The sequence below is a fragment of the Nostoc sp. genome, assembly GCF_036916735.1.
Taxonomy (GTDB): Bacteria; Cyanobacteriota; Cyanobacteriia; order Cyanobacteriales; family Nostocaceae; genus Nostoc.
Window position 1 is genome coordinate 51,619 of sequence record NZ_JBALFV010000068.1, and the last position, 24,672, is coordinate 76,290.

The 24,672-nt window shown below is 40.5% G+C and carries 16 protein-coding genes and 1 pseudogene; 8 read left to right on the forward strand and 9 right to left on the reverse strand.

Features of this window, described 5'->3' with window-relative positions; all coding sequences use genetic code 11:
* Positions 1-250 precede the first annotated feature (250 nt).
* Positions 251-736 (forward strand): SRPBCC domain-containing protein, encoded by a 486-nt coding sequence (locus V7L20_RS15920; RefSeq protein WP_334745013.1) that lies wholly within the window; start codon positions 251-253, stop codon positions 734-736.
* A 425-nt stretch (positions 737-1,161) separates the two neighbouring features.
* Here V7L20_RS15920 and V7L20_RS15925 read toward each other — a convergent pair whose 3' ends face one another.
* Positions 1,162-3,255 carry a glycoside hydrolase family 32 protein gene (locus V7L20_RS15925; RefSeq protein WP_334745014.1) on the reverse strand — a complete coding sequence of 698 codons (2,094 nt, stop codon included), beginning with the start codon at positions 3,253-3,255 and terminating at the stop codon, positions 1,162-1,164.
* Between the two features lie 579 nt (positions 3,256-3,834).
* On the reverse strand, positions 3,835-4,221 hold the full coding sequence (locus tag V7L20_RS15930) for a hypothetical protein (protein ID WP_334745015.1): 387 nt from the start codon (positions 4,219-4,221) through the stop codon (positions 3,835-3,837).
* A 140-nt stretch (positions 4,222-4,361) separates the two neighbouring features.
* On the opposite strand from V7L20_RS15930, the gene rppA reads away from it, so the two are divergent.
* Positions 4,362-5,042: a two-component system response regulator RppA gene (gene rppA / locus V7L20_RS15935; RefSeq protein ID WP_334745016.1), complete on the forward strand. Its 681-nt coding sequence runs from the start codon at positions 4,362-4,364 to the stop codon at positions 5,040-5,042.
* A 152-nt stretch (positions 5,043-5,194) separates the two neighbouring features.
* Positions 5,195-6,475: pseudogene (locus V7L20_RS15940) on the forward strand (sensor histidine kinase).
* Positions 6,476-6,621: 146 nt separating this feature from the next.
* Here V7L20_RS15940 and V7L20_RS15945 read toward each other — a convergent pair.
* Positions 6,622-7,896 (reverse strand): APC family permease, encoded by a 1,275-nt coding sequence (locus V7L20_RS15945; protein ID WP_334745017.1) that lies wholly within the window; start codon positions 7,894-7,896, stop codon positions 6,622-6,624.
* Positions 7,897-8,390: 494 nt separating this feature from the next.
* Here V7L20_RS15945 and V7L20_RS15950 point away from each other — a divergent pair, with 494 nt between their 5' ends.
* Positions 8,391-8,624: a hypothetical protein gene (locus V7L20_RS15950; protein WP_334745018.1), complete on the forward strand. Its 234-nt coding sequence runs from the start codon at positions 8,391-8,393 to the stop codon at positions 8,622-8,624.
* Positions 8,625-8,879: 255 nt separating this feature from the next.
* Here the strand turns inward: V7L20_RS15950 and V7L20_RS15955 are convergent, their stop codons facing one another.
* Complete coding sequence (locus tag V7L20_RS15955; protein ID WP_334745019.1) at positions 8,880-11,039, reverse strand: Tex family protein; 2,160 nt, start codon at positions 11,037-11,039, stop codon at positions 8,880-8,882.
* A gap of 564 nt (positions 11,040-11,603) precedes the next feature.
* Between V7L20_RS15955 and V7L20_RS15960 the strand changes: the two genes are divergently transcribed.
* The gene (locus V7L20_RS15960) at positions 11,604-11,942 is read left to right on the forward strand and encodes a hypothetical protein (protein ID WP_334745020.1); all 339 of its coding nucleotides are present in this window, start codon (positions 11,604-11,606) and stop codon (positions 11,940-11,942) included.
* A 1,121-nt stretch (positions 11,943-13,063) separates the two neighbouring features.
* Positions 13,064-13,249: a chlorophyll a/b-binding protein gene (locus V7L20_RS15965; RefSeq protein ID WP_334745021.1), complete on the forward strand. Its 186-nt coding sequence runs from the start codon at positions 13,064-13,066 to the stop codon at positions 13,247-13,249.
* A 125-nt stretch (positions 13,250-13,374) separates the two neighbouring features.
* Here the strand turns inward: V7L20_RS15965 and rpoD are convergent, their stop codons facing one another.
* The 3 genes from rpoD to gyrB form a co-directional block, all read right to left on the reverse strand.
* A complete protein-coding gene (gene rpoD / locus V7L20_RS15970; protein WP_094353188.1) occupies positions 13,375-14,544 on the reverse strand; it encodes an RNA polymerase sigma factor RpoD in 1,170 nt (389 codons plus the stop codon).
* A 1,569-nt stretch (positions 14,545-16,113) separates the two neighbouring features.
* Positions 16,114-16,728: a fasciclin domain-containing protein gene (locus V7L20_RS15975; RefSeq protein WP_334745084.1), complete on the reverse strand. Its 615-nt coding sequence runs from the start codon at positions 16,726-16,728 to the stop codon at positions 16,114-16,116.
* Between the two features lie 253 nt (positions 16,729-16,981).
* Positions 16,982-18,919, reverse strand: coding sequence for a DNA topoisomerase (ATP-hydrolyzing) subunit B (gene gyrB, locus V7L20_RS15980; RefSeq protein ID WP_334745022.1), 1,938 nt, complete (start codon positions 18,917-18,919; stop codon positions 16,982-16,984).
* 232 nt (positions 18,920-19,151) lie between these two features.
* Between gyrB and miaA the strand changes: the two genes are divergently transcribed.
* Positions 19,152-20,057 carry a tRNA (adenosine(37)-N6)-dimethylallyltransferase MiaA gene (gene miaA, locus V7L20_RS15985; protein WP_334745023.1) on the forward strand — a complete coding sequence of 302 codons (906 nt, stop codon included), beginning with the start codon at positions 19,152-19,154 and terminating at the stop codon, positions 20,055-20,057.
* A gap of 56 nt (positions 20,058-20,113) precedes the next feature.
* Here the strand turns inward: miaA and V7L20_RS15990 are convergent, their stop codons facing one another.
* Both V7L20_RS15990 and V7L20_RS15995 read right to left on the reverse strand, forming a co-directional pair.
* Positions 20,114-20,860 carry a Uma2 family endonuclease gene (locus V7L20_RS15990; RefSeq protein ID WP_334745024.1) on the reverse strand — a complete coding sequence of 249 codons (747 nt, stop codon included), beginning with the start codon at positions 20,858-20,860 and terminating at the stop codon, positions 20,114-20,116.
* 29 nt (positions 20,861-20,889) lie between these two features.
* Entirely contained in the window at positions 20,890-22,425 is a 1,536-nt protein-coding gene (locus V7L20_RS15995) for a transporter substrate-binding domain-containing protein (RefSeq protein ID WP_334745025.1), read from the reverse strand.
* 583 nt (positions 22,426-23,008) lie between these two features.
* Here V7L20_RS15995 and glcD point away from each other — a divergent pair.
* Positions 23,009-24,481, forward strand: coding sequence for a glycolate oxidase subunit GlcD (gene glcD / locus V7L20_RS16000; RefSeq protein WP_334745026.1), 1,473 nt, complete (start codon positions 23,009-23,011; stop codon positions 24,479-24,481).
* Positions 24,482-24,672: the final 191 nt, after the last annotated feature.

Consider the following 24,672-nt stretch of genomic DNA (forward strand, 5'->3'; position numbering starts at 1 on the left):
GTGAGTTTTCTACGAATAATATTCATTATGCTTTACAAGAAACAATCTAGTTTCCTTGTAGTCCACCAAAGAGACTTTGCAGGGTTTATGGTAGGAAAATCAAGTTCTTTTCTCTCCCTAATCCCCCTGCTTTATCTGCCTGCCTTCACCCATAATTTTTGGGTTGGTCGAGTACTAAAACGACAATACATTGGGTTATTTTTAGCAGGAATAACCGTTTTAATTCTGGTTTTCCTATCAACTCATACCCATGAAAATCTACACTGAAATCGAAATTCAGGCATCCGATAAGCAAGTATGGAACTTACTCACAGATTTTGCCAGTTTTCCAGATTGGAATTTGTTTATTCGTCAAATTAGTGGTTCGCTGAGTGAAGGGGCACAGCTAACCGTTCACTTTCAGCCTCCGGGTACAGATATTATAATTTTTCAACCTACTGTGATTACGGTAGAACCTAATCGCAAATTGCGCTGGTTAGGGCACTTTTTGATCCCAGGGTTATTTGACGGTGAACACAGCTTTATCATTGAACCGCTAGGAAGCGATGTCTACGACGGGCTACGCCTACGCGTCCGCTTCATTCAGCAAGCATCTTTCCAGGGCTTACTAGTACCTCTGCTGGCTCGTCGATTAAATATCGACGTTCGCCAAGGGTTTGAAGCGATGAACCAAACATTGAAAACCAAGGCAGAACGCATTAATCAAATTACGACTACTTTAGGACTTACGCAATAACTCTCTGAAAGTCTTATTCCTTTGTGTCCTACCCTGCGGGAAGCCACTTCGTGTCTATGCGTTCTTTGCGGTTCGTTTTTTCATGATTTTCCGTAAGTCCTGTACTTCATTAAATCGCTAAATCGCTTTTTCAAGTCAACTGCTGGCATCACCTGTTGAGAGTTGACAGCAGGGCAGGGCGTGGGATGTGTAGTCGCCTAGAACATCAATAAGGCGATGTCTGGCGACAAGCCCTGCGGGTAGCGCCAGTCGCTCATGGAAAAACCCCCAGACGCTCGATGACTCGCTAACGCTGCGCTATCGCCTTTGGCGTCTCCCCTTCTCCCAAAGGGAGAGGCTAGCGCCAAGGGAGAAGACTGCGCTGGCTTACTGCTTTGCGTCTACGCATTGATGGTTGATTAGTTTGCAGTCGTTATCTGAAATCATCAGTCATCACTGAACGGGTATATAACCAAGCTCACAATCTTTGCATTTCCCCCTGTTGCATACAGCTTGAACTCTTTATTGGCTGAATTAGGAAAGAATAAACTGCTTAACACTACGCGTCCATCGCCCGCAAACACTTCTACCGAACTTCGATCCACGAGAATCCGAAGTTTTAAGAGGCTATTATTAGTGCCACGTGTCATAACAGGCATCTGAGTGATCTGCGAACTTTGATTGGGTTGGGCATTCCTAAAGTTTGATGCGAGTCGCTCAATTGTAGATGCTGCAAAAGGAAAAGAGACAGACAACCATTTACCGATAAACCCAGACTCTTGTTGTTTTAATTCTGAAGTCGATCCACCCGCTTCAGAAGCAGAGCGCGTTAGTGATAACTCTCCCTTATTGGAACCAGTACGTCGCCATGCCAACACCATTCCTTCCCCTGTATTACCCGATCGCAGATGAATCTTGATTTGGGAATTCACTTTGGGCAAACCAGCAACATCAATTGCTAGGTCAGCGTCGAATGCAGTTGAACGAAAATTCTTCAGCTCCTCTGGTGTTTTGTTAGTCAAGGGTTTATCCCGCAGCCGAGTCACACGCCCAAGCGCAGAATTTCTCAGAAGCGCTAGTTCTTGAACCGGAGTTTGAGTCAGCCAATAGGTGCCAGAATCTCTCATCAACCCCAAGTCTTGCGGAATGCTCAATTGTCCTCGCCACGGCGTTGTTGGAGTTTGATGGGCGTAATGCCAATTATTTTGCCAGCCAGCCATGATGCGTCGTCCTGGAGTGTCAGACCAGGTTTGAGGCGCATAAAAATCTGAGCCAAAATCTATAGGTCGAGGCTGTGACTCCTGCTTGAACTGCTTCCCATCAAATTCGCCGACGATATAGAAGCTACGTGAGGTAAATTTTCGGGATTTTTCACAGTCCTTTTTGGGTTTGGGGTCAGTGAGCGGCATTCCGGTACTGTCTCGAAGACCCTGGCATACCACAGGCGGAAGGAAACCTTCGCTGTAGGTCAGTATCCACTTGGTCTGGTTTGTCACCGAATTGCTGATCGGTAACTCAAACAAATCTGGGGTTTCGACGAAAGGGCCTAAAGTGGTGAGGCTGCTGTAGAGCGGGATAGAGGATAGGAGGTTCCATTGTCTCAGATTCGCAGATTCATAAAGTTCCGCTTTATCTCCAACCGCTAACACCATAATCCAGCGCCCTTTATAGGAGAATACCTTCGGATCTCGAAAATCTGGCTTAGGAGGTGTCAAGTTAGGCAACACACTCTCCGGTGCTTTAAAGGACTCGCCCCCATTGCAGCTAGCCGCAAGCCACTGATCCTGGAGTGAGATAATAGAAGTGTTCTTGGTGAATATAGAAGCAACACAAAGGTTTGAACATTCGCAGGGGAACTGTTTTGCTGCCTCACCGCTAACAGTCACCGCAGACCCCGAAAAAGGAGACCAGACTTGATTTTGATCGTCGCTACTGGGAAGAAGATCCATTGACGGACTGAACATCGCGTCTCTGCGCCCAGACCAGTGAACCAGATCGGTGCTAACTGCATGTCCCCAGTTAATTTGGCCATTAAGATCACGGGAGAACGGAATTGCCTGATAGTAGAGATGGTACGTTCCGTTTACATAGACAAGACCGTTGGGATCATTCATCCACCCCCATGAAGGAGCAAAATGAAACAAAGGTCTCCATGAACTGTTAGGATATTCCTGCACATTCAGCCGAACCGTTTCAGAACCTCCCTTGGAGTAATAAAGGTTTGGGGCGATTTTAACCGTCAAGTTAAAGTTCTGATCTTTAGGGACATTGAGAGGCACAGCAACTTCCAGTACAATTTGCCCTTTTGCTCTACCCTGTCCAAGTCCTTTCTTACTGAGAAGCCTGACACCAATCCGTGCATCCGAGGAAGCGACCGAAGTCGCAAAATCGATCCCATCTCCGATCACAGTAATACGGCGTGTTTCACCCTGATGAACACTACCACCTCCAACAACCTTTTCGATCGCAGACCGAGCAGGAGCGGGAAAAATCAACAAAGCCGCGATCGCATAGAGTACAGAAACAGTACGCACCTTCATCCCTCTTCTCCAAACAATATCCCTGCAATTCCGGCTGAAACTTCACCACCTTGACGCAAGGAAGTGGATGGATGCATTACATACATATTAAATTTTCATGGTAAGCATTTAATGCAGTAAACAAAAAATAATACTTTTCCGCTTTCCATGACGCTCCATTCATGCAATAACGTCACTATTAGCGTTTTTAATGCAGGTGAACACATTAACAATGCAAGCCGACGCATTAACAATGCAAGCCGATGCATTAACAATGCAAGCCGACGCATTAACAATGCAAGCCGACGCATTGGCATTGCAGGGTATTGCCAAATTTAGTTCGTAACAAATTAATGAAATGCTGTATTTATACCGTTTCTTTGTGAAGCTGCGCCAAATCTCTTAATTTCTTATTTCTTGGCGTACTTGGCGCTCTTGGCGGTTCGTTCTTTATTTCTTGCACCATAAGCGCATCTTTATACAGAATTGGTATTAGTGGTGAAGCATTGGGCTGTACGTGTTGACATTCCTTCTACCCTCTGAACGGTTACGTTTCTACTGTGGTTACAAAAATGCTGCTTAAGTTAGGTAAGTCCTGTATTAGTCAACAACTTCATAGCGCACTAACTTTCTAACATCCTCACGGGGTAGACCTAGTTCTTGGGCAATTGTCGCTTCTATTTGGCTGAATTCTATTGTTGGAAGTTCTAATTCCAGTCGCTTCAAAATAGGGTCTGCTGTTTCCACTTCTACCTGGGTAATTCTTTTAGTTCGGTTGACAGCAGCGTTAATGAGCAACACATTGACTGATACCCTTGCTTCAAGTTGAGTATCTGACTGAAGTTTTTTCTCCGTGGAGTAGGGTCGGCTTAACTCTTGAGCAGCTAGGAAATTACAGCCAAGCCAAAACACAACCGCTACCAGTGGTAGAGGCAACCAAAACTCTAATCCCAGCCCTTGCAGCCAACGTTTACTAATACGCCACACACTACACCTGCTTCTGATTTTGCTAGATCAAAGTTCATATATATCCTAATGAGGTAGACAATCCTCTGAAATCTGACTGATGAAAGACGTTGAGATTGCTTCAATGGATTATTCTAAACAAGCACAAGTGTATAAAGGTGATGAAAATCTTACTGGTAGAGGATGATCCAAAACAATTAATGCCATTACAAATGGTTCTCTCTCAGGCTGGACACAGCGTTGATGGTGTTAAGGATGGTGAAACCGCTCAATGGCTTTTGGCTGAAAAAGAATATGACCTGCTGATTTTGGATTGGATGTTACCTCGGATTAGTGGAGTAAGTTTGTGTCAACAGTATCGGGCGGCGGGAAAAAAAGCTCCTGTATTAATGATCACGGCAAAAGATACCACACCTGATAAAGTCATAGGATTAGATGCCGGAGCAGATGATTACCTCGTCAAACCGATTGATATCGTGGAATTCATGGCACGGGTGCGGGCATTGAGGAGGCGATCGCCCCTGTGGCAAGGAGACACCCTCTGCTTGGCAGACCTCGAACTTCATCTCGATACACTAATTTTGGAGCGACAAGGAGCGACTGTCTCCCTTTCCAGCCAAGAATTTCAATTACTAGAGTATTTCATGCGTCATCCCAAGCAAGTCTTGACTCGCAACCAAATTGAGCAAGCTGTATGGGAGTGGGGTAGTGAGCCAGAAAGCAATGCAATCACCGTTCTAGTTCGTAAACTTCGCCAACGTTTGCAAACATTAGCAGCAGCCGATTGGATTGAAACCGTCTACGGCATGGGCTATCGTCTCAACCCTCCAGAAACATCTTGAGATTTAATAATGGCTACGCACAGTAGAAATATAGTCTAGTTTAATTACTTGAAAAGCATTGTAATTACAAATTATGAATTACGAACTTGTATTGAGCTTGTCCTGAGCGTAGTCGAAGGGCGCAGCCGAAATATTACAAATTATCATGAGTTGTGTTTAACCGCAGTCGTCGTAACTTAGCTCGTTGGTTTACCCTTTCAATGGGGTGCATTCTTATTCTTTTTGCTGGAGTCATTTACAATCTTGAGGTAAAAGACAAGCTCAAAGCATTAGATCAACTGCTTTATAAAAGAGCAGAGCTAATGGCAGCCAGTTCGCAGTATCGGTTGTATCAAGGACAAAAACAAGTTGATCTGAGCAATATACCGCTATTGGGTAGTGGTTCTCACCCTGCTGATATTGAACTGGTGTATATTCGCTGGTATGACCCCAATGGCAAACTCAATCGGTTTTTTGGTACTCCACCTCCAGAAAAGTTAGAAATAGCATCCGAGTTTCTCACGATTAAGTCTGTTGACCAGTTTACAGGTAAGATGCTTTGGCTGCGTCAAGTCACGCTACCTGTTCAAGGCGGAAATTCAGTCATCGGTTATCTGCAAGTTGCCATCCCACTAACAGAAACTCAAAACGAGCTTAGAGAATTTCAGTTAATATTGACCCTTGCTGTACCTGTAACACTGGGGTTAATTGGACTTACAGGTTGGGTACTTAGTGGCATAGCCATGCAGCCTGTTCAGCTAGCCTATAATCAACTGCAACGCTTTACATCAGATGCTTCTCATGAGTTGCGATCGCCACTTTCTGCGATTTTGACTAATGCTCAAGTTGGGTTACTAATGGCAGCTGACCATCCCCAAATCCATCCCTCAATGGAGAACCTCATCGATAGCGCCAAGTCGATGAGTACCTTGGTCAATAACTTATTACTGTTGGCACGGCATCAGGGAAAATTAACTCCTGAATCTCTCAAAAAAGTTAATCTCAATAGCTTGCTAGAGAATTTAGCTATTTATTACAATACTGTTGCTACAAAAGCGTCGATTAAGTTGATCAGCCATTTGCCAGAACAACCCATTGAGTTGTGGGCTGACCCCGATTTGCTACGCCTAGCTGTGGAAAACTTGCTTAACAACGCCTGCAATTACACTCCGTCTGGTGGAACTGTCTGGTTACGTTTAGAACCTCATCCAGATCGGGCAGTAATTCAAGTCATCGATACTGGAATTGGAATTCCAGATGCAGATTTACCTTACATTTTTGATCGCTTTTACCGAGTTGATACAGAACGTGCCAGAGAAAGCGGCGGATTTGGGTTGGGATTAGCGATCGTTCAACAAATTGTGTAGGCTCACGGCGGTCACATTCATGTGATCAGCAATAAGGGTAAAGGCTCAACGTTCCAGATAAAATTACTGCTTATGAGCCATTCCTAAATCATCTTTAAGAGATGATTCATAATGAAAATCTAAAGCAAACAGCTATATTTAACGACCCGCTAACAAAGAAGGCACCCTTAGCGAGTCGTTAAATTAATACAAACGTGGACTATTACAAATACATCCTATTGAGCAAAGCTTCTTCAAAGGTGTAGCCGTCGATTGTTTGACAGATAATAGATTACTTCGAGACCGATGGCTACTCCTATCATGAATATTAAAACCCAAACAGTTTGTGGATCTGTTTGCAAAGCAAACCAAATTAACATTCCTAGTGCCACCAAACATATTCCAGCACCTAGAAGTGAAATCCACTGCTTACTTTTCGTATAACGATGCATACGAGCATTAGCTAAATTAACCGCAGCAAATATCAAGAGAAACCCAGCACTACCCATCGTTGAGATCCGATTTACATCAAAAAAATTGGCGATGAGTAAAGTAATACCACTAGTAATAAATAAGCCAATTGAAGATTGAGCTATGCCATTTATTTGGCTGCCAGAGTCAAATCCCCTAGATTGAGCAATGACAGAACTAAAACGAGCTGAACCGTAGAGTGTTGCGTTACTAGCCGAGAGAGTTGATAAAAGAGCAGCAATAGTAATCAAAACAGATCCAAATTGCCCCATAATTGGTTTGGCAACTTCAGCCAGAGCATAATCTCTTGCTGCCAAAATCTGTTCTATTGGTTCTGCTCCTAATGTAACCAGTGCTATTAAAACGTAAAGCAAAATAATGAACCCGATTACAGAATAATAAACTCGTGGCAAAGTATGCTTGGGATTGACAAGATCCTCTGCTGCATTGGCGATTAGCTCAAAGCCTTCATAAGACAAGAAGATTACCATTGCTCCTGCGAAAATTGACTGTAGCAACGATACTGAGACTGGTTCTAGATGGGAAATGTCGATATGACTACTTCCCATAGTAATGAACAGTATCAAAATCCCCAGTTTGAAGCTGACAATCCAGATTTGAGATTTACCAACATGATTGGCAGTTAGTAGATTCAATCCAGTTGTCCCTAAAATTGCCAAGCTAATCAGTAAATGCTTCCAAATAGGTTGAGTAGATGTGAACAGGCTAACTCCATAACTACCAAAAGCCTGCAAGTAAAAGGAAAGCATGACTACATAGCTAAACCATAGTAGAAGATTCAGTGTCCCACTAAACAGCCCTGAACCAAAAGCCTGGTTTAAAAAGGTTACTGTCCCGCCTCGACATGGATGAGCTACCGAAAGTTTTGCATAAGCATAAGTAGTTATCAAAGCTATTGTCCCTGCGATAACAAATGCTAGTGGTGCGCCTGTATGAGCTATTTGAATTACAACTCCCAGCGCTGGGAAAAGTCCACCGACAATGCCTCCGACACCCAACGCCCACACAGACCAAAAACCGATTTTTTTGCTTGACACCTGTAACCTCTTTAGAAATAGATAGTCTTATAGTCGTTGACCAACAGGCATATAATCAAGCTGAAATTAAACGGTTGGGAATATAGCAGTTCAAAGTTGAAAGGGTTTATATATGAAGTTTAGCTAGACTTCACCAACATAGAAAGGGCTATAGAAGCCTTAAATAAAGAATTTGGCCCTGCCGGCATGGCGAGATTTATGCAGCGATTTGAGATTAGGAGTGGAAACTATAGGGTTCGGTTAAAAAGTTATCCGAACCGTATTGGCAGTGGAGACTATACACCAGATGACTTTTCCTGTTAAGTCTCAAAAGACTTACTGATAAAGAATTTTGGATAAAGGGCTGCATATACAGTACAGTAATTGAAATTGGGTGCTAAAGATGACAAGCAATGTTGGACTGGTGAAAGAAAAATTTTGGTTTAACTTGACTTGGGTCTTTTACTTGTGCAGTTGTTTTAGAATCGGTTGCTACTCCAGCCAATTGTCCAACGGTGGTATTAGTTGTCTCTTGGACAGTAGCTTTAACACCTTTTCCGACTTCAGCAGTATTAGTGGTTGTGGTTACAGTTTGTACTGTTTTAGGAACTTCAGTTTTTGTAGCTGCTGTTATTGAAGTTATGAAGTTAGCTCAAGCAGGTGTGATAGCAGAAGATACCCCAAGCAAGCTAATGACAATAACTAAAGCGTTAGTACAAAGTTGCTTATTCATTGATAACTCCAGGTAAAATCTTGATGTTTGTTTCGCTTCTCATGCTAAGGAGTTTAAATAGCACTTGTAAGTAGCGAATTTACTAGTTTTATTAATTGAATTTAAATTGGTGAAATGACGGCTATTTTTCTTCAATTTCATGAAGAGTTAATTAGGACTTACGCAAAATTATGAAAAAACGAACTGCAAAGGACGCATAGACACGGAGTGGCTTCCCGCAAGGTAGGACACGAAGTAATAATAGTTTGAGAGAGTTTTTGCGTAAGTCCTATTATTGTTTAACTGCTTTCATAGACAAACTAATCCGCTTGAGTTTCTGGTTGATTTCTAGCACCTGCACTTTGACTACTTGTCCGACTTTGACAACTTTGTTGGGATCGTCTACAAATCTCTCAGCAAGTTGGGATATATGCACCAAGCCATCTTGATGTACGCCAATATCGACAAATGCGCCGAAGTTGGCGACATTCGTGATGATTCCCTCTAGTTCCATTCCCACCTTTAAGTCATTAATTTCCTTAATTCCTTCTTTGAAGATGGCATACTTAAACTCTGCACGGGGATCTCTCCCTGGTTTTTCTAGTTCGCTGAGGATGTCGCGCAGTGTCGGTTCACCAACGCTATCGGTAACGTATTTCTTTAGGTTGGTCTTTTTGAGTTTTTCAGCAATTTGTGTCACCTGATTTAATGGCACATTTAGATCGGATGCGATCGCTTCTACTACAGAATAACTCTCTGGATGCACTGCTGTATTATCCAAGGGGTTATTACCGCCGCGAATTCGCAGAAAACCCGCCGCTTGTTCAAAGGCTTTTGGTCCTAACTTCGGAACTTTCAAAAGTTGTCGGCGATTTTTAAAGGCTCCATTCTGGTTGCGATAGGCGACAATATTATTGGCAACTGTTGCCGTAATTCCAGAGACGGAAGTTAGAAGTTCTTTCGAGGCGGTGTTCAAGTCTACGCCGACGAAGTTAACGCAGCTTTCTACAGTCTCATCCAATTTCTTTTTCAGTAACTTCTGATCGACATCGTGCTGATATTGTCCCACACCAATTGATTTGGGATCGATTTTCACCAGTTCTGCTAGAGGATCTTGCAAACGGCGGCCAATGCTAATTGCACCGCGCACGGTAATATCTAAATCGGGAAACTCTTCTAGCGCCACTTTACTTGCAGAATATATAGATGCGCCAGATTCATTCACCATCACCTTAACTGGTTTGCGTTCTATGGTTTGCAATACTTGTGTGACAAACTCTTCTGTCTCGCGCGACGCTGTACCGTTACCAATGGCGATTAACTCAATCTTGTATTTTTCAATTAAATTTTTGACAGTTTGTGCCGCTTTAGCGCGTTGTTCAGCCGCTTGGTGAGGAAAAACCGCTTGGTATTCCAAAAATTTCCCAGTTTGGTCGAGGACAGCAACTTTACACCCAGTTCTAAATCCAGGGTCTATCGCCAAGGTTGGTTTCATGCCTGCTGGTGCAGACAGCAGCAACTCTCGCAGATTAGTTTCAAATGTCTTGATTGATTCCATGTCTGCGTAGATTTTATTATCAGAAATTACCTCTCCCATTAGAGAGACTTTTATCAAACGATTGAATGCATCCTTTAACATCGTCTGATAAAAATCCCGAATTGTCCGAACTTTGGTTTTAATTTCTTTCGACTCAAGATAGTAAAGTACCGTATCCTCATCAAAAGTAATTTCAAAGCTTAATACTTTTTCCGTTTCGCCCCGACACAACGCCAGCATATTGTGTGGTGCAATATTTTTTACCCTAATTTGATAGTTACGGTACATCTCAAATTTGGTTGTACCTTCGGGATAATCATCTTTGATGTGGGAGACAAATACCCCTTCTTCTAGAAAAAAATCGCGGATATATGCGCGTAATTCAGCTTTTTCAGCCACTTCTTCCGCTAAAATATCAGCAGCACCTTTAAGCGCTTCTTCTACTGTTTTTACTCCCTTGACTTCAGAAATATACTTAGCCGCTTCTTCTTCTAGGGAAACCGTTGCAGCATTTTTTACATTTAGCGATTTAATAAATTCTGCCAGTGGTTCGAGTCCTTTTTCTCTGGCGATAGTAGCGCGGGTGCGTCGTTTTGGGCGATAGGGTAAGTATAAATCCTCAAGTTCAGTTTTTTGTAAGCAGGATGAGATTTTGGCTTTGAGTTCATCTGTGAGTTTACCTTGTTCGGCGATCGCACTTAAAATCACAGATTTTCGTTCTTCCAGTTCTGTTAAATAAGTATATCGATCAGCCAGTTCACGTAGTTGCACTTCATTCATCTCATCGGTGCGCTCTTTCCGGTAACGTGCAATAAAGGGAATCGTTGCACCCTCCGCCAAAAGTTCCAGCGCGTTTTGCACCTGATGGGGTTTGAGGTTGATTTCAGTTGCCAGTAGTTGAGGAATGTTCAGCATTGAGTGTCTAAAAGGAAAAAATGAAAACGCTACTTCTAAAGGTAATATGCTAGTACCGCAAGGCGGAAGTCAAAACTCACGCATTCAAAAGTCAAAAGTTTTGTATATCAAGGCTTTTGCTTGTTTAAAATGGTAGCTTGATTTACACCACGCTATACTAAATCCTGATTCTCGTGCAAGGCCAAAGTTTTAAGCTAATTTATCAGATGATTGCTCACAAGAGTACAATTGTCTTGTCTAAATAGACAAAACCTATCTACGCAAGTTTTAAAGCCTTGTGTCCGTATGTGTAAATGATAGTTTGTATAGCATAACGCAGCTATGCTGAGTCGGAATTTCACCAGAAGGGATTGTGAACTTTTCACCAACCTACGCATAGCGTCTCGTAATCTACTCTTAAAGCGAGCTTGGCTAATCATCGACCACAAAAGAAGGATTTATTCGTCAAGCTTTTGGGCGCTTCTTCTGTCGCAAGAATTATTTCAGTTGGTGTAAAATTTAACATTGCATAACCTTAATTTTCTATAATATTTATTTCAATGGGCTGTTGTGCCTAAAACCTTCTTGGATGTAAAATTAACCACAATTCTAAAAAACAATTTCAATTTGTTTTATAAGCACATTAACTTTAGTTCAGAAGTTAGTAAAATGGCTTTGTTCTTCTTGCTCCCACTGTGTACTGCTTTAGCCACTGGCTACTTATTTAAAAAGAGTAGCGATGAAATTGCATATATTGCAGGTGTATTTGCAGCTATTAGCTTTATTTTCAGTTTAGTATTAGCACCCTGGCAGATTCAGTTTGGATGGTTAATGATTGTCTTAATTATTACCAACAGACTTTTGCAGGAAAATGAGTCAAAACAAACTCAAGGCAAAGGAAAACAATTTAGAGAAACTAAATAAGACCAACTTCTACAAACTATCAAATATAAAATTTGATAAGGAATGTGAATTAAATAACATCTAAATATAGTTTTTAACCTCACCCCGCCTTTGACTGAGCGTCTTTGTACTAAGCGCCTTGTGCCGAGCGTTCGCGTAGCGTCTCGTAGAGAAGCCGAGGTAGCAATCTGTACTGAGTGTAGTCGAAGTAAATCGAGGTAAGCCGAAATGTCTAATCACCGCACTTACCGTGATAACTGATAACTGTTGACTGTTCACTGATTTAATAGTGTCAGATTATTAGACCTCTTGCAAAAATAAATTATGGTACAATAATGGGTTAAAAAATTTGCTTTCTATTTCTATCAGACATGCCAATGAGGTAACAAAAGTTCTTTGTATAGATTCTGATATGGATTTTTTATAAAATTCTCAATCATACCACGAAACTTTTTTGCAAGATATCTATTGATAGAGGTATAACGGAAAAGCAAGGATTTTAAAAATAATTTTCTGTTCTTTTGTGTCCATTTGATTCCCAACTCAACTTGTGTATACGCAGTAGTAGTAAGCAGAAGAGTTGAGAGTGAGGTTTTGTACTTTATTAAAACCGTGTACCTAAGAGGGTGTTTATAAAATAATTATTAAGCAGTTGAACGACTTTGATTACGGGCTAATCGACGTAACATTCGGATTGCTAGACATGAAAAGCTCACGCGGTAACAAACCAGATGCTTGCTAGTTCTAGAACTTGTATTTTTTGATATTGAGCTATCACCTGGCTGGTACCTTTATAACGAGCTTCTATACGTACGCTAAGTAAAATACTTTTGTCTTGATTTTATGGTTGAGATAGCTTTACCAACCCTTGTATCTCTATTAATTGTGCCAACTCCTTAGCATAAGGAATATCTGTAAACTGTCTAGCTAGACTAACCATGAAGGCGGTAAGGATAATTTTGTCATTTTGCGTAAGTCTTATAGTTATATCCAAAGATAGATGTTTTAGCTTTTATTAATTCTTATTTTTTATGTCAAGGTATATAAACAAAAGTATAAAATATGTTGCCTTTATAAAAATATTTGTTATATTAGTTTACATAAGGCAATAAACCTTAAAAATTAAGCTTGGAGTCTGAACCATGACAAATGCAACTACAACAAAAATAACTACTCCTGTAATTGAAGATCGCAACGCTTGGCGTTGGGGCTTTACTCCACAAGCAGAAATTTGGAATGGTCGCTTGGCAATGATTGGCTTTTTGGCAGCCGTTTTGGTTGAGCTTTTTTCTGGTCAAGGCTTTCTACATTTTTGGGGCATCCTATAAGTTTTAATATCTAAGATGACCTACAAATAAAAAAACCTGGAGTGCTAATTCACTACCAGGTTTTTTATTGTTTTGTCATTTGTCATTTGTTTATTCACTAATGACCAATGACTATTGAATAATTATTACCGAATATACTCTTTGAGAACGCTATTACGATTTGGGTGGCGTAATTTGCGGAGTGCTTTCGCCTCAATTTGACGAATGCGTTCGCGGGTGACGTTGAAAATCTGTCCGATTTCCTCAAGAGTCTTCATGCGACCATCATCCAAGCCGTAACGCAGTCTGAGAACATCACGTTCACGAGGGCTAAGACTATCGAGGACTTTTTCGAGGTCTTCGCGCAGAAGATTTTTGGAAACTTGGTCTTCTGGCGTTTCACCATCGGATTCAATAAAATCGCCCAACCGAGAATCTTCTTCTTTACCAATGGGTGTTTCTAATGAAATGGGTAACTGGGCAGATTTAGCAATAAACCGCAACTTCTCAATGGTCATTTCCATGCGAGTGGCGATTTCTTCTTCAGTGGGTTTGCGACCCATTTCTTGAGACAATAACTTGGTAGTTTTCTTAATCCGAGAGATGGTTTCGTAAAGATGAACTGGAAGGCGAATTGTGCGTGATTGATCTGCGATCGCGCGGGTAATTGCTTGACGAATCCACCATGTAGCATAAGTGGAGAACTTATAACCTTTTTCGTGGTCAAACTTTTCAGCGGCACGAATCAAACCGAGACTGCCTTCTTGAATTAAGTCTTGGAACGACAAACCACGATTCATATACTTCTTGGCAATTGAAACTACAAGACGGAGGTTAGATTGTACCATCTTGTCTTTTGCCCTGCGACCAACATGGAGGCGATAACGAAAAGCTGGCAAAGGTAGTTGTACTGCTTCTGCCCATTCACTATCTCTAGGATCGCGATCTAACTGCTCACAGAGTCTTTCTCGCACCCTCTCTAATTCGAGCAAATCGGCTATTTTCCGCGCCAATTCAATTTCTTCGTCTGCCCGCAACAGCCGAATTCTACCAATTTCTTGCAAGTAAAGCCGAATTGAATCTTCAGTGTAGTGCTTTTTCTTGCTTTGTGTCCGACGACGCGATTTAGCGGCTTTTCCAGACTTTGCGTCGTCCTCATCAGACTGAGGCTCTAAAAATTCCTCGTCACCTTCATCGATGATCAGCAAGTCCTCTTCATCGTCTATTAAGAGTTCTTCTAACTCGAGCTCAGGCTGATTCATTATTTCTAGGTCAGGCTGATATATGCTTTCGAGTACGTTGTTAGCCTGGTTCATGCCGCGTTCCTCATGCTCCTTGCAGAATCAATTACTCAAGATGTGTTTACTGCTCTTTTAAACGAGCTATTCATCAACCGAAAATAAGCTTTTTGGCAGATTTGCCAGAGATATTTTCGGGCGTTTTACACCTCCGGTGGGAGGTTTTTTACTTTAGTTTAAGCGATTACTAAAAGTGACTTGCTCATCTTAGTAAATGTGATGTGTATTGCTATCACACACTGCTTTCAACTAACTGGTCAAAAAAAGACTCGCCTTTATCAAAAAATTTGCCACTCTATACTAAATTAATTCAGACTTTTGGCAGATTTTTCTAGAAAGACTCTTCCGATTGTAGCCTGTTTCACAGAAATTGCACTCTTTTTGTGTATTAATCATGAACTTTTAAAGCAATTATTAGCCACTATTACCAAAAAGATATTCAAAACGGGAGTTATACTCTTAAATTTTTCTCCACTTTTCAGAATTGGAGTGACCCTCTTATTACATTACAAAGTAAGTACGTTTGCTTTTGCCAAACTTCATGTATGTTACACAACATTCCTTACTTAGGAAGAGTGAATTTTATGTTAACTCAGACGTTTCGTCTTAATCTACCCATTTTTACATTTTCTTTACAAATTACGCATTCCTTAGACTAAAGTGGGTCTTGAACTTGGGTAAATACAACCAGGGTGATGGTGTTTGCCTTAAAGCGGTTAACCTTCTGCGTACTAATTACCTTAACTGAGGAGTTGAGGCTTTGGCAGAATCGACCTGATAGCAGATCAATTTCGGTTTAACTAATTTGGTCTTATTCACACGTTAGCGCACTGTGGCGATTTCAGCCCTATGAAACTTGACAAACTTTTTTTATTGTATACAAGGATATTTTAATCAATACAAAAAGAATTTGTCCTGTAAATTCGCCAGTATAGTCTTATTTTAGGCAAAAGTTCATTAGATACATCCGATACAATAGCGATCGCCAAGGCAGTACATGAAGATATCAACAAGTTTGCTGCCAGATGGTGTACGCTTCCAGTAGGCATTACCTCCAACAAAGATAAAGACACAAGATTGCCTGATGATTTGGTTATAAAATTTAAGTACGTAATTCTTTGTAAAATTAAGTACTTGTATATCAGTGATTTTCTGTCATTTTATTATGATAAATCCCCAAAATACTTTCAAAATACTTATTAATTGCTGTTTTATAGATGAGATTCAGTTATTTTCTTAAAGCATAACAAATGTGTTTCTAGCTGGTGGACAAAATAAATCAGCTAGTCAGTGCAATGCAAAGAGTATTATCTTAACTAAACTTTCATAAAGTTGGTAGTTTAGCTAACACTAGAAGATTGAATTTTTATAAAATCTTGACAATTAGCAAATTATATGGTTATTTATTAATTGAAAAATTGAGAATTTTTATAGTTATGTTGCACTGGCCTGGCGTTTGCGTGGTAAAGGAACCTAGTTTTTTTAATCTAATTGTTAGCGTCTAGTTTTCGCTAGGGATAGGTTTAAAAGCACCAATGGTTTGAAAGCCATCCCTACCGAAAATTGGAAACTCTAGCAATACTTGAACTACGGTGGTGTTGGGGTGGTTTTTAAGCTTGAGAGAAAATTAGGTGGCATAAGTACTTGGTCAACTATATGAACGATGCCGTTGCTAGCTGGGATGTCTGGCTGAGTCACTTTAGCATTGTTGACTGTGATTGAGCTGCTGGCACGATCAACCGTGATTTGAACGGGACTACCCTCAATTGTTTTAACTTGTCCAGATGTCAATTGCTGGGAGGTAATTCCTCCAGGTATAACATGATAGGCCAGAAGCTTGCCTAATTGTTGTTTATTTGCTGGCTGTAAGAGTTGGTCTAAAGTAGCTTTTGGTAAAGCAGAGAAAGCGGCGTCAGTAGGCGCAAATATTGTGTAAGGGCCTGGTTTAGCAAGCTGTTCAGTTAAGCCTGCTGTTTGCACTGCTCGGATGAGGGTTTGAAACTGTCCTTGACTGGCTGCTGACTTTGCCAGTTCTGCTAAATTTTGAGTGACAATGGTGGCAGTAGCAGTAGGAGTTGGCGTGACAGGAGAGACAGTTGCTGTAGGAGTTTCGGCAGGTTGAACGCAGGCAGACAGAGCAATCAAGCTACTTATGCCAATAATATTGAACAATATTTCTACTATGCCTTTGCTCACTTTCATAGCTTTATCTAAAATCCAGTTAAATAAGGAATTATTGACAATATCTAATGAATTTATGGATATAGTCACTTATCTAACGACATAGTTTCTAGATTAAAAATATTAATACAAAAGATTTATATTTTTTGTAGTTTGTCATCCTTCAAAAGAGGTACTTTTTTAGCAGTTTTTAGATATAAAAAAGGTAATGGGTGAAAACGTATCACTCATTACCAATGTCACAACTTATTAGAGTCGTGTCAGGGAATTGATATTAAATATCTAAATCGGTGAAGTTGAGTTTAGAGCCATAGGTTTCGATGAATTCTCGTCTGGGTGCGACGCGATCGCCCATTAAAATTGTGAAGATGCGATCAGCTTCGGCAGCGTCCTCAATTTCGACTTGCTTCATTTTGCGGGTTTCTGGGTTCATTGTGGTGTCCCAAAGTTGTTGTGGCATCATTTCACCCAAACCTTTGAAGCGTTGGATGGTATAGTTGGCGTTAGCAGGAAATTTGGCGACTGTTTGATCTTTTTCGCGATCACTATAGCAATACTCATGATTACGTCCCCGTTCTACTTTATACAGTGGCGGACAAGCAATATAAATAAAGCCTTGTTCAATGAGCGATCGCTGATATCGATAGAAGAATGTTAACAACAAAGTCCGAATATGCGCTCCATCTACGTCAGCATCTGTCATGATGACTATCCGGTGATAACGCAGTTGAGTGGAATCGAATTCATCACCTTTAACACCTAAACCGAGTGCTGTAATTAACGCTTGAACTTCATTATTTTTATAAATTTTAGCGTCATCGGTTTTTTCAATGTTAAGAATTTTACCACGTAGAGGCAAGATAGCTTGAGTGCGGCGATCGCGTCCTTGTTTAGCACTTCCACCGGCTGAGTCCCCTTCCACAATAAATATCTCAGATTCGCCAGGGTCACGAGAGCTACAGTCTGCCAATTTACCGGGTAATGGCGAAGATTCCAGTACAGATTTGCGTCTGACTAATTCTCGTGCATGACGTGCGGCTTCTGCGGCTTTGAAAGCTTGGATAGCTTTATCTAAAATTGCATCAGCAACGCTGGGATGAAATTCTAGATACTCGGTAAGGACTTCTCCTACCAAAGAATCGACAATTCCCCGTACTTCGGTATTACCGAGTTTGGTTTTGGTTTGTCCTTCAAATTCTGGATCTGGGACTTTAACGGAAATTACGGCTGTCAGACCTTCGCGGACATGTTCGCCACTGAGGTTAGGTTCATTCTCTTTAATTTTATTGCGCTTGCGAGCGATCGCATTTAATGTCCGCGTCAGAACCGCCTTCAAGCCTTCTAAGTGCGTACCACCATCGACCGTGCGAATATTATTGGCAAAACCTAACACATTATCCGTGTAAGCATCAGTACACCATTGCAAAGAAACTTCCACTTGTACGTTGTTACGTTCGCCCTGCACATAGATAATTTCTTCATGCAGGGGTTGCTTCTCACGGTTCATGTAAGCAACATACTCTTTGATCCCACCCTTGTATTCGTAGGTTTCTACCTTGGGTGTATCGCTTTTTAGTAGTTCTAAACGGTGGTCACTAAAGGTAATTTTGACACCTGCATTCAGATACGCCAATTCCCGTAGGCGACCTGATAAAGTGATGTAATCAAACTCAATGCTAGTAGTGAATATTTGGGTATCTGGCTTAAAAGTAACAGAAGTTCCGGTTCTAGCTTCTTTATAAGGCTTGACTTGCAGATCGCTAACTGGGATACCGCGTTCATAGCGTTGGATATGAACCTTTTTATCTCGCCAAACTGTAACTTCTACAATTTCAGACAGGGCATTAACAACAGAAATACCAACCCCGTGTAATCCTCCAGAAACTTTGTAGCCGCCGCCGCCAAACTTACCACCAGCGTGCAGTACCGTCATTACAGTTTCCAAAGCCGATTTTCCGGTGCGCGAGTGAGTATCGACGGGAATACCGCGACCATCATCTGTTACAGTCACTGAACCATCAGCGTTGATATCCACCTCTATATGAGTGCAATGACCCGCCAAAGCTTCATCAATTGAATTGTCCACCACCTCGTAAACTAAATGGTGGAGTCCTCGCGGCCCAGTGGTACCGATGTACATTCCTGGTCTTTTGCGGACGGCTTCCAGACCTTCCAGAACTTGAATCTGATCGGCACTGTAACTGCTCGTCATGTAAACTCTCCTGATGCGTGGGGTTGAAATCGCCTAAAGGCAAATAAAAGTAAAAACACTCCAAAATTGTAACACAAAAGCCTTGCTGGCGTCTGTAGGGCATTTTCAAGAGAAGTTTTTACTGGGGTTGCACTACCGTGGAAGATGGGCAGGGGGAGCAGGGGGAGCAGGAGGAGAATAACTATTAATTATTGCTTAATGCCCCATAACAATGACTAATGACTAATGACTAATGACTAAATTAATTGTGATTTGTGGTGCGACGGCAACGGGTAAATCTGGTTTGGCTTTGGGTTTGGCAATGCGATTGGGTTCTGTAATTTTCAGTGCTGATTCTCGTCAAGTTTACCGTGAGTTTGATATTGGGACGGCGAAACCAACTGTCGCTGAACAAAAATTGGTGCGGCACTATTTGATAGATATATGCGAGCCAACAGACATGATGACAGTAGCAGACTATCAAGAGCAAACACAAGTTTTAATTGCTTCTGTTGGTGTTATGCCACTATTCCTAGTTGGTGGGACTGGTTTATACATCCGTTCTATTGTTCGAGGTATGAAAATTCCGAGAGTTGCACCGCAAACAGAATTGCGATCGCAGCTTGAATCTCTTGGTCAACCACAACTCTATGCAATGTTACAACAAGTTGACCCCGTTGCAGCACAAAAGATTCATGGCAATGATTTAGTGCGAACTTTAAGAGCCTTAGAGGTATATTATGTCACTGGTTGTCCAATTTCAGAACAGCAAGGGGAGAATCCACCGAATTATCCGATTTTGCAAATTGGTTTAGATTGCGATGTTGAAAAGTTGCTTGCTCGTATTCAACAGCGTACTGAGGAGATGATAGCAAATGGTTTGGTTGCTGAAGTGGAGTATCTTTGTCAAAAATATGGCGCTGATTTGTCTTTGTTAAATACTTTGGGATATCAAGAAATCAAGCAATATTTGTCTGGGGATATTTCCTTAGATGAAGCGAAAGAATTAACCATTTTGCATACACGACAATTTGCCAAACGCCAACGTACTTGGTTTCGAGCATATCCACAAATTGAATGGTTTGATTCAGACGATCCTAATGTATTAGAGAAGGTTTGGCATCGTATAAATGAGTTTATAATTTGCACAAGTTCGTGATAAATTTTTGCTCATGTAAAGACGTAAAGTTTTTTTGCGTCTTTACAGCGAGTGTCCTAAAAAGTATTGGGATCTATGCCCATAGCCCGTAGCCTATCTGCTAGTAATTGGGTGCGTTGTTCTGCTTGTTCGGCACGTTGTCGTTCCTGTTCGGCACGTTGTCGTTCCTGTTCGGCACGTTGTCGTTCCTGTTCGGCGCGTTCATCTCCAGTCGATAAAATATTACCATCTTGGTAGCACCAGCGTAGCCAATGATCCTGTCTACCTTCAAATTCACCTTCCCACAAAGTTACGCCTAAACCAACTTGTTCCAACCAATTTTCTGAAGTTTCAAAATAGCGCCTTCCTCTAAGTTCATAAACGCGTAGTACTTTCTCTCCCAATTGCTGATTAGGGTCATATACGATGTAGTAACTAGCCCGCATGTGTTCATAAATTTGCAGTTTTTTGCCCAGTTCATCACCTTCTTTATTAGAGACAATTTCAATCACGACTTCTGGAGGTTTACCAAAGCGCCAAACCATATAACAACGATTTTGTTTTTCCCACCAATTTTGAGGCACTTGGACATCTAAGCTGAGAAAAATATCGGGTACAATTGCAGGTTGTCCGTCTGTATGGTAAATTCCAACATTTGCCGCTGCTAAAAAAGTCTGCTGCTGTAGAGAACTGTAAAGAGAGCCAATTAAAAGGCGTTTCTGTTTAGAAGTAGCAAAATTATCTAAAGTGTCATTTTCAGTGATTAACTGGTTAGCATCTGGCACATAATAATCATCATCATTGATTAAAAGTTGCTTAATCATGACTTTATCTACTATTTGACAATGTGATCCTACTCTTCCCTCTGCCATTCTTTAACAACGGCTATTGCAATGTTAAGGTAAGGATTATCAAGCAACTCTTCTAGTGCCTTCTCTCCTCCGGCTTGTAAAGCTCTCACAATCTTGCTTCTTTGCTCTGGAGGAATTTCATAAGAGACTATTTTTTGTTTTTCCACTTGAGTAGCATTAGGTTGATTTCTCTCAACTTTTTCTAAAATTCGCTGTATATCTTTTGCAAATTGAGATAAATCGTGCTTTTGCTCAGATGTATACTGAACAAATTGTTGAGTGTTTGTATTTGTATTTGTACCTTGATTCCCAACAGTTATATTTGAATTCTTTTGATCAAAATTGATAGGATTGCTCATATTGCCTCTTCTCGTATTAGATTGATTAGTCTTGTTATGAATAGTAACATGAACATAAGGTAATGAATGAGCTACTTTCTTGTCCTGATTTTTGACGACAGATTGAGGTTGAGGATTTCTTATTCTATTGTTTTCTATCTCTACTTTGCTATTATTTTGATTTTGATATCTTTTAATCAATACAGGTAATGTACTCACAAAAATTAGTGGAACCAGGATAAAAACTGTTTTTATCCAGAAGTCTGGACTGGGCTTATTACTATAATAGCTCAAATCATTTTTAATAAAATTTTGAAAATCTGGATTGTTTTTGTTCAATAATATTTTAAGTTTTGTGCTGCCAAAAGATTTGATTGCAGCTTTTCCAAGCAAAAGATTTATCGCTTCCAATAGTCGCTTATTTTTAAGATCATCTGTATGATAGACTACGACTCCATATTCTTCATTACTTATCAAATCATCTTTAACAGAATATTTTTCTGCACCTGCTTCTTCATTTAATTTTTTTCTAAAGCGCGTTAAAATCATTTCGTCATTAAAATATACATCTATTTCACCCCTTCTTAGCTTATTTATTGCATCCTCGGTTTTTTCTAAGTAGCTAATTTTTTGCTCTTCTAATGAAGGATTAGTTATTTTTACTATATTTATAGTTGTTGTTCCTTTTGGTAGACCAATTTTTAGTGTTTTAAACTCAATTCCAGGAGAAAGCTTTTGTATATTTTTACTCAATCCTAAAGCCGTTGCACCTGTCCAACCAAAAGTTTTAGAAAATTTACCATCTAGACCATTTAAACGGATTTTTTGTTTACGTTCTTCGTTTATGGTATTAGGGCCACACTCAGCATCAATTTTACTGCTCTCACTTCCTTCGCCTTTGAAGCGATCCTCGTCTTTGGTAATCTCTACTATCTTTATATTCGGAAACCCGTTTTTCTTTAAATATTCTATTAAGGCAGAACAGTAACCTTTCCAAGTTGCGGCTTGATCGTCATAATAGCTAATAGGGGCAGATGTTTTAATAAGACCAAACTGGTAAGTTTTTGATTCATTGATTTCTACCTTATTACCACTATTTTTTGGCGACTGTGTTAAAGCATGAAAATTGAATAACAAAATTACTACTACTATCAGTATGCCTAATAAATAGTTCAGCTTCTTATCATAATTTAGCTTCATAGTCAGTGATTATTTAATATAAATAAAGTTTGTAATCACCTTATCGATTCCCTTATAAGATCGAATTGATTCCCCAAAAATACTTAGGAAAATATGTAATTATGCTGAATAAGCGACTTCTTAAAATTTCAGGAAAACCACGTTAAAACCAATAGTTTCGTAAGAGTATGGTTTTTTGTAAACAATATATTTACTATATTATCGTGAGTGACAGGATAAATTGTACTTGAGTTCCCCTTAATTTCCCGGAGACACTCAAGTGTACGCTTCTTACTGCTGAATCAGTACAGTGTAAGCTGGGTTAGACTGAGAGTTTTAGCCAAGTTCATCCTAAGATCATAAGCCAGCAATGAACAGAATGCTAAGTTTCGTTACAGTTCAAACCAATCTATCTATGAGAGGTGTGATAGGCAGAAGGCATTAAATCTCACTTATCATACCTGTTCTACCTAAATCATGCGATCGCTCTTACTCTACATCATTAAACATCGCTTTTACTCACTTTTGACTGCTATTCTTGCAACAATAGTAATTACAGCTATATCAACCAGCCTGCAACATCCACCTTGAACTTTTAAAAACTATGCTTACCCAAGATAAAAAACAACGCAACTGGAAACCCATTATCAAAGCATTCGAGGCTGTCCTTGGCAAAAATGGTGTAGTGCAACGCCGCGAAGAACTCATTACCTATGAATGCGATGGTTTAACTGGCTATCGCCAACGTCCGGCTATAGTAGTGTTACCCAGAACTACAGAACAAGTTGCGGAAGTTGTGAAAATATGCAATCGATACTCTATTCCCTTCATAGCACGCGGTTCTGGCACTGGTCTATCTGGTGGTGCTTTACCATTAGAAAATTCTGTTTTGATTGTCACTTCCTTAATGCGGCAAATCCTCAGCATTGATTTAGAAAATCAACGCACAGTTGTACAACCAGGGGTGATTAATAGTTGGGTAACACAAGCTGTCAGTGGTGCTGGATTTTACTACGCTCCTGATCCCTCCAGTCAAATTATCTGCTCTATTGGGGGTAATATTGCTGAAAATTCTGGTGGCGTACATTGTCTCAAATATGGTGTTACCACTAACCACGTTTTGGGATTAAAAATTGTCACGCCAGAAGGGGAAATTGTTGATTTAGGTGGACAAATTCCAGAAATGCCTGGTTATGATTTAACAGGTATTTTTGTTGGTTCTGAAGGCACTTTAGGAATTGCCACAGAAATCACTTTGCGAATTCTCAAAAGTGCAGAATCAATTTGTGTACTATTGGCAGATTTTACTAGCATTGAAGCTGCTGGGGCAACTGTTTCTGACATTATCAGTGCCGGGATTATTCCTGGTGGAATGGAAATGATGGATAACTTCAGCATCAATGCTGTTGAGGATGTTGTCGCAACTAATTGTTATCCACGCGACGCTACTGCCATTTTGTTAATAGAAATTGACGGCTTAGAAGTGGAAGTTGCAGGAAATAAACAGCGAGTTCTTGAAATTTGTAAGAAGAATGGGGCACGAAATGTCACTTCTGCTAATGACCCAGAAACCAGATTGAAATTATGGAAAGGACGCAAAGCTGCTTTTGCTGCGGCTGGACATTTAAGCCCAGATTATTATGTACAAGATGGTGTAATTCCTCGAACTCAATTGCCTTATGTTCTGCACGAGATTAAGACATTAAGTGAACAATACGGTTATCGTGTTGCTAATGTATTTCATGCTGGTGATGGCAATCTTCATCCACTCATTCTTTATGATAATTCTGTGCCTGGAGCATTAGAGCAAGTAGAAGAAATGGGTGGAAAAATTCTCAAACTTTGTGTCAAAGTCGGTGGTAGTATTTCTGGCGAACATGGCATCGGTGAGGAGAAAAAATGCTATATGCCACAGATGTTTAGCCAAGTTGATTTAGAAACTATGCAATGGGTGCGGCAAGTTTTTAATCCTAAAGGGTTAGCAAATCCGGAAAAGATATTCCCCACACCACGAACTTGTGGTGAAGCAGCAAATGCATCGGTGATCAAGCAATTTGAAGGTGTGGAAAGATTTTAATAAAGAATTCAGGAGTTAGGAGTAGAGACGCGATTAATTGCGTCTCTACAGGGGTTATGAGTCATAATTTATTAGATTTTGCTATCGTTAAGTATATTCGTCACCAAAACTGGCTCCGTATTATTTGAAATATTCTAACTCCTGACTTCTGAATCATCATTTCTTTACATCATCCGGAGGATTACAACTTT